Raw genomic sequence first — 6272 nt, 5'->3', positions numbered from 1 at the left:
TTCCGCCCGCTGATTTCACAGGCAATCCTCGCGCCTCTCAGTTCTCGACGTATTTAGCGCGTTTTCACACAGCCTGGACCCAAGGCAGCCGTTGAGACCTATGTGTTGTCGCTTTATGTTATTCGTTTTCATGGAGGATTCTGACTGATGGCACGCGTGGGATTGATACTGACACCCGGTTTTGCGGACTGGGAATATGCTTTCATTGCAGGAACCGCATCCCCGTTCTACGGGATCGACGTTAGGTTTTTCGCCTCTACTACGGGACAGTTCCGCTCGCAGGGTGGATTGGCAGTAACTGTGAATTGCAGCTTGCAACAATGCCTGGACTGGAAACCGGACGTTGTTGTCGTCATCGGTGGAATGATCTGGGAACGTGCAGATGCACCGGATATTCGGGACTTTCTTCATACTAGTCGTTCAAGTGGCGCGACAATTGCCGGTATCTGTGGGGGAACGCTGGCACTTGCGAGAGCCGGGCTTCTCGACACGGTTTCTCATACCTCGAACAGCGCTGACTTTTTACAACAGAATGCCGCAGGTTATGAAGGGTCCTCGCTTTATCGAAGCAGTCCAGTAGCTGTGGTTGCTGACCGCATCATAACTGCGCCAGGTCCTGCTCCCGTTAGCTTTACCTGCGCAGTGTTCGAAGCTGCCGGGTTATCTTCAGAGATCATTTCTCAGTTCAGGTCAATGTTGGCAGCAGAACACGGGTGACCGCTTCGTCCTGAAAAAACAGCCAACCAGGTGATGTGCTCGAGTGTCCGCTCTTGGCCGATTCTGTTGAAAAAGTCGGCTTCGGTTTCCACGGCAGAAAAGTATGTGCCTGAGATTTAAATCTGTGTTTTGGGCAGAAGGTTCAGGACTCGGATTTCAATCTCGGACGCGTACTTTTCTGATGCGCAAACCAAGGCCGACTTTTTCAACAGAATCGGCCCGAAAGCTTCAAAAAAATGCCCGGACTTAGCCGGGCTCGTTAAAAAAATTCAGCGCGAATCCACCTCTTTCGCGATCTCGACGGATGATTTTTCCCTGCGCCTCTGAAGCCAGCTATAGAACGCATGTACCGGATGGAGGACGGCGGTAAGCACGCCAAGCAGCAGGATGATGAAAATGATGATCAGCGGGATGCTTTCGTGCGAGAACATGGTGGGTTACTCCTGTATTCACTATGTCGGAACCCACAGGCTAGACGCATAGAACAATGTTTTTGATGAACGTATATTCATCCTCGGGTTCGTCAATTGTGCTACGGGGAGAGTCGCCAAACTGATTATGAATGTGCTTTGTACGGTGGCTGTGGCGAGGCCGAGATCTACTGCTTAAGCATCAAACTGCGCCATAGGATCACAGTTGGTGCTACAGGCACGACGTCCGTTTGCTGCGCTTCCGGTTTCGGCAACTCTAGTGTCGTCAACTCGCTCAGCCCGGATGAAGAATGCTGGTGTGCTAAAAGTTGCTCGGGCTCTTTGGTCGACTCATCGATAGGCGGCGTAGTCATTTGATCGAAACAACGACCTTGCCTTTGGCTCGTCCCTGCTCGACATACTTCAACGCCTCTGCCGTTGATTCAAAGGGGAAGGCGCGGTCAATCACCGGTTTGATGATGCCGGCCTCAATGAGCGCGGTTATTTGTTGTAGTTGGGCGCCGTTGGCCCGCATGAATACAAACCTGTAGCTGACGTCTTGCTTGCGGGCCTTGCGCCGAATACCGAGGCTCAGCAGGCGCATGACTTGTTGCAATGGCCAGGACAATCCTTGCTCCTGCGCGAACTGCGCAGTGGGTGGCCCAGAGATGGAAATGAGCTGGCCACCTGGCTTGAGCACCTTGAGTGACTTCTCCAGGACATCGGCGCCGAGACTGTTCAACACTACGTCGTAGTCGTGCAAGACACTTTCGAAGTTCTGCTGTTTGTAGTCGATCACCAAATCGGCCCCCAATGCCTTCACCCATTCGACATTCGCAGTGCTGGTGGTTGTAGCGACAAACGCACCGAGGTGTTTGGCGAGCTGGATGGCGAGGGTGCCGACGCCGCCGGAGCCGGCGTGAATCAGCACTTTCTGACCCTTTTTCAGTTGGGCGGTTTCGACCAGCACTTGCCAGGCGGTCAGTGCAACCAAGGGGAGGGACGCGGCTTGTGCCATGCTGGTATTGGCAGGTTTCAGGGCGATCGCGTTCTCGTTCACGGCGATCAATTCGGCGAACGTGCCGATCCGCGCTTCCGGTGGGCGAGCGTACACTTCGTCTCCCGGTTTGAAGCGTGTCACCTTCGAGCCCACCTCAATCACGACGCCTGCCAGATCGTTACCCAGGATCAACGGAAATGAGTAGGGCAGGATCAGCTTGAATTCGCCTTTGCTGATCTTCGAATCCAGTGCGTTGACGCTACTGGCGTGTACCTCGATCAAAACGTCGTGGGCACCCACTGCGGGGGCGGGCGCTTCGCCAATCCGCCCGGGGTTCTTGCCATAGCGATCAATTAGAAATGCTTTCATCGTGGTGCGGCTCTTTTCGATTGTAAGGAGGGTAGCCGGTGCGTTGCTGCGCCGTATTGTCAGGCATCGAGGAACGCCTGTGCCTTGGCCACAAAGTCAGCGTGGTGTTGGAAAATACCGCCGTGCCCGGCATCCTCATAAATCACCAGTTGTGCGTTGGGGATACGCTTTGCCAGTGCACTCGAGTTAACGCTGGGCACCATGATGTCGTTGTCGCCGTTGACGATCAGCGTCGGCGTCCGCAAGCGCCTGAGGTCTTGTGGCGCCTGTTTGCTCCACGCAGTGATGGCTTTCAACTGCCGCAGGAAAGCGCTGGGCGTCGGGCCTTTGTCGCGATTTTTTTTGCGTGCTTTCAGGCGTTGTAAATACTGCGAGGCGGATCGACGGCCATTGGGCGTCGAAGTAAAGAACAGGTAGAACTTCGGATCGCGCCAGGTCAGCAAGCCTTTGAGCATCAATGGCCATGTCACCGAGCCGACCTTGTCGATACCGCTGCCGCCGGCTGGTCCGGTGCCGGTCAGAATCAAACGCCGCACCAAATCAGGCGCCTTCAGGGCGATGTCCTGAGCGACGAAGCCGCCGAGGGAGAAACCGAGCACATCAACGGTTTCCAACCCCAGCGCATGAATCAGCTGGATGGCATCGTCAGCCATTTCGCCGACGGTCAGTGGTGCGCTTCCGCCAGAGCCGCCGATGCCGCGATAGTCGGTGGTAATGACGCGTCTGGTTTGTGCAAGGCCATCGATGATCGCGGGGTCGAAGTTGTCCAGCACCGCGCCCCAATGGTTGAACAGTACGAGGGGCACACCGGTTGCTGGGCCGGTATCGCGATAGGCAAAGGGAATGCCGTTGACCGTGATCGTCTGGTTCGTCGCATTGATGAACGACGTCTGTGAACCCGAGGGCGTACTTGTCTGCGTTGAATTCATTGCTACTCCGGACAGTGGCCGGGTTCGATGCAGTGCCCTGCGCCTGCATCGAATCCGGCGCGAATGCTCGCTACCAAAAGATCACGGTTGGGTCTGGTAGCGCTGGGCGACTGCAGACTGGCGGATTTGCCCCAGCAGGCCCTGACGTGCGCTCTGCAGCTCATCCCAGCGTTCCGCTTCGTGCAGCGGCGGGATGGTCACCGGTTCGCGACGATCAAAACCGACTAGAGCGGCATCCACCAGATCGCCCACTTCCATGATTTCGCTCAAGGTGTTGATGTCGACGCCGGAGCGATCCCAGATTTCCGTGCGGGTGGCGGCGGGCAGCACGGCCTGCACGTAGACGCCCTGAGGCGAAAGTTCCAGGCTCAGGCCCTGGGAAAGGAACAGCACAAATGCCTTGGTCGCACCGTAGACCGTCATGCCGAACTCCGGCGCGAGGCCTACCACCGAACCGATGTTGATGATCGCGCCGTCGCCTGCCTTGGCCAGGCGTGGGGCGATGGCGCTGGCGAGCCGCACCAGCGCCGTGGTGTTGAGGGCGACCAGTTGCGCAACGCTGTCGGTGCTTTGGTCGATGAAGTTACCGGACAGCGCGGCGCCGGCGTTATTGACGAGGATGCCGATGCGGGCGTCGTCGCGCAGGCGGCTTTCAACGGTTGTCAGATCGCTGAGTTGGGTCAGGTCCGCCGCAATGACATCGACGGCGACGTCGTGTTCGCTGCGCAAGCGCGCTGCAAGTGCATCCAGGCGCGCCTGATCGCGGGCGACCAGTACCAGATCGTGGCCGCGTTGCGCGAAGCGCTCGGCGTAGACCGCGCCAATGCCGGTGGAGGCGCCAGTGATGAGAACAGTAGGGCGAGTGCTCATGGGTTATCTCTCTTTCAGGATGTGAGAAACAGAAAGCGCGATCACTGATGGCTCAGCTTGCGATAGCGCTCGATTCAGCCAGCGTCGGGTAGTCGATGTAGCCAGCCGCACCGCCGCCATAGAGGGTGGCGGGATTGAACGCGGACAACGGCGCGCCACGTTTGAGGCGCTCCACCAGATCCGGATTGCCAATGAACGGGCGACCGAAGGCGATCAGGTCGGCCTGGTCTGCAGCGAGCTTCGAAGTCGCCAGGTCCAGGTCATAGCCGTTGTTGGCGATGTAGGTGTTTTTGAAGCGCTGGCGCAGGGCGCCGAAATCGAAGGGCGCCACGTCGCGCGGGCCACCGGTCGCGCCTTCGACCACGTGCAGATAAACCACGTCGAGGGCGTCGAGTTGTTCAACGACGTAATCGAATTGCGCCTGCGGATCGCTGCTGGATACGCCATTGGCCGGCGAAACGGGAGACAGGCGCACACCGGTGCGATCCGCGCCGATTTCATTGACAACCGCCGCCGTCACTTCGAGCAACAGGCGCGCACGATTTTCAATCGAACCGCCGTAAGCGTCGGTACGCAGATTGGCGCTGTCCTTGAGGAATTGATCCAGCAAATAGCCGTTTGCACCGTGAATCTCCACACCATCGAACCCGGCGGCGACCGCGTTTGCCGCGGCCTGGCGGAAATCGGAGACGATCCCCGGCAGTTCGCTGATGTCCAGTGCGCGCGGCTCGGAGACGTCTTCAAAACGGTTGTTGACGAACACTTTGGTGGCGGCGCGCAGTGCAGAAGGGGCCACAGGAGCGGCGCCGTTTTCTTGCAGATCAACATGCGACACGCGGCCGACATGCCACAGTTGCAGAAAGATTTTTCCGCCCTTGGCATGGACGGCATCGGTCACGGTGCGCCAGCCGTCTATCTGCGCCTGCGTGTAGATCCCGGGGGTGTCCTGATAGCCCTGGCCCTGTCGGGAAATCTGCGTGGCTTCGCTGATCAGCAGGCCGGCGCTGGCGCGTTGGCTGTAATAGGTGGCCGCGAACTCGCTGGGGACGAAGCCCTGGCCTGCGCGGTTACGTGTCAGCGGCGCAAGGACTACCCGGTTCGACAGCGTTAGGCTGCCAAGGGTGTAAGGGGTGAACAGATTCTGATTGGTCATCTGGTATTTCTTCCGTGCCCGTTGATGGAGATCGGTGTTGCGTGCAATTAGGATGATGATCGAAATCTAAACTGTCAACGGTTTTGATTATGACCAGCATCTATGTATGATTGGACGCATGATTTCCCGGTAAACACGAGGTATTGCACGTGAGAGTGACCAAGGCCCAGGCGCAGGCCAATCGAGAGCACATCGTTGAAACGGCCTCAGAGCTGTTCCGTGAGCGCGGCTTTGACGGCGTCGGTGTGGCGGATCTCATGGCGGCTGCCGGTTTCACCCATGGAGGCTTCTACAAACACTTCGGGTCGAAGGCCGACCTGATGGCCGAAGCCTCGGCCTGCAGTCTTGCCAAATCGCTGACTGGCGCCCAAGCGCTCGATGTTCCGGGCTTCATCAACGTCTATGTGACCCGAGAACATCGGGACGGAAGTGGCAGCGGTTGCACCATGGCCGCGTTGTGCAGCGACGCGGCGCGTCAATCGGATGATGTGAAAACGACATTTGCCGAAGGCATTGAACACACCCTGCAAACGCTGGGAGAGAAATATCCGACGGGACCGGATGCCGAGGCGGGAGAGGGGAGAAAGAAAATGATCGACCTTCTGTCTCGCGCTGTCGGCGCGATTATTTTGTCGCGTGCCTGCCCGGATGATTCTGCGCTCGCGGATGAGATCCTTGAGGTTTGTCGCGCTGAAATGTTTGCTTCGTTGCCGGTCGATGAAGTTGAACCGGTGTTGAAGGGAGATTAATTCAAAGCGTGAACCGCCTATCCGCGCGATCAAAATACGCTACACACTTTTTTGACCAATTTGATTTGAGCCGGA

The 6272-nt window shown here is 57.7% G+C and carries 7 protein-coding genes; 2 read left to right on the top strand and 5 right to left on the bottom strand.

The window, feature by feature from the left end; all coding sequences use genetic code 11:
• The first annotated feature begins 147 nt into the window (after positions 1-147).
• Positions 148-717 carry a DJ-1/PfpI family protein gene (locus AC07V0_RS03815; protein ID WP_082920838.1) on the top strand — a complete coding sequence of 190 codons (570 nt, stop codon included), beginning with the start codon at positions 148-150 and terminating at the stop codon, positions 715-717.
• A gap of 269 nt (positions 718-986) precedes the next feature.
• On the opposite strand, the gene AC07V0_RS03810 is transcribed toward AC07V0_RS03815, so the two are convergent.
• From AC07V0_RS03810 to AC07V0_RS03790, 5 genes are all read right to left on the bottom strand, one after another.
• Entirely contained in the window at positions 987-1148 is a 162-nt protein-coding gene (locus AC07V0_RS03810) for a hypothetical protein (RefSeq protein ID WP_018927603.1), read from the bottom strand.
• 349 nt (positions 1149-1497) lie between these two features.
• Entirely contained in the window at positions 1498-2496 is a 999-nt protein-coding gene (locus tag AC07V0_RS03805) for an NADP-dependent oxidoreductase (RefSeq protein WP_457327505.1), read from the bottom strand.
• A 59-nt stretch (positions 2497-2555) separates the two neighbouring features.
• The gene (locus AC07V0_RS03800; protein WP_457327504.1) at positions 2556-3425 is read right to left on the bottom strand and encodes an alpha/beta fold hydrolase; all 870 of its coding nucleotides are present in this window, start codon (positions 3423-3425) and stop codon (positions 2556-2558) included.
• A gap of 81 nt (positions 3426-3506) precedes the next feature.
• Positions 3507-4295 carry an SDR family NAD(P)-dependent oxidoreductase gene (locus AC07V0_RS03795; RefSeq protein WP_019649210.1) on the bottom strand — a complete coding sequence of 263 codons (789 nt, stop codon included), beginning with the start codon at positions 4293-4295 and terminating at the stop codon, positions 3507-3509.
• Positions 4296-4347: 52 nt separating this feature from the next.
• A complete protein-coding gene (locus tag AC07V0_RS03790) occupies positions 4348-5448 on the bottom strand; it encodes an alkene reductase (RefSeq protein ID WP_086946261.1) in 1101 nt (366 codons plus the stop codon).
• 149 nt (positions 5449-5597) lie between these two features.
• Here AC07V0_RS03790 and AC07V0_RS03785 point away from each other — a divergent pair, with 149 nt between their 5' ends.
• Positions 5598-6197, top strand: a complete 600-nt coding sequence (locus AC07V0_RS03785) for a TetR/AcrR family transcriptional regulator (RefSeq protein WP_457327503.1) — start codon at positions 5598-5600, stop codon at positions 6195-6197.
• The last annotated feature ends 75 nt before the right edge of the window (positions 6198-6272 follow it).

Source organism: Pseudomonas sp. GW821-FHT01E10 (assembly GCF_059422365.1).
This window is presented reverse-complemented; position numbering and strand designations above follow the sequence as displayed.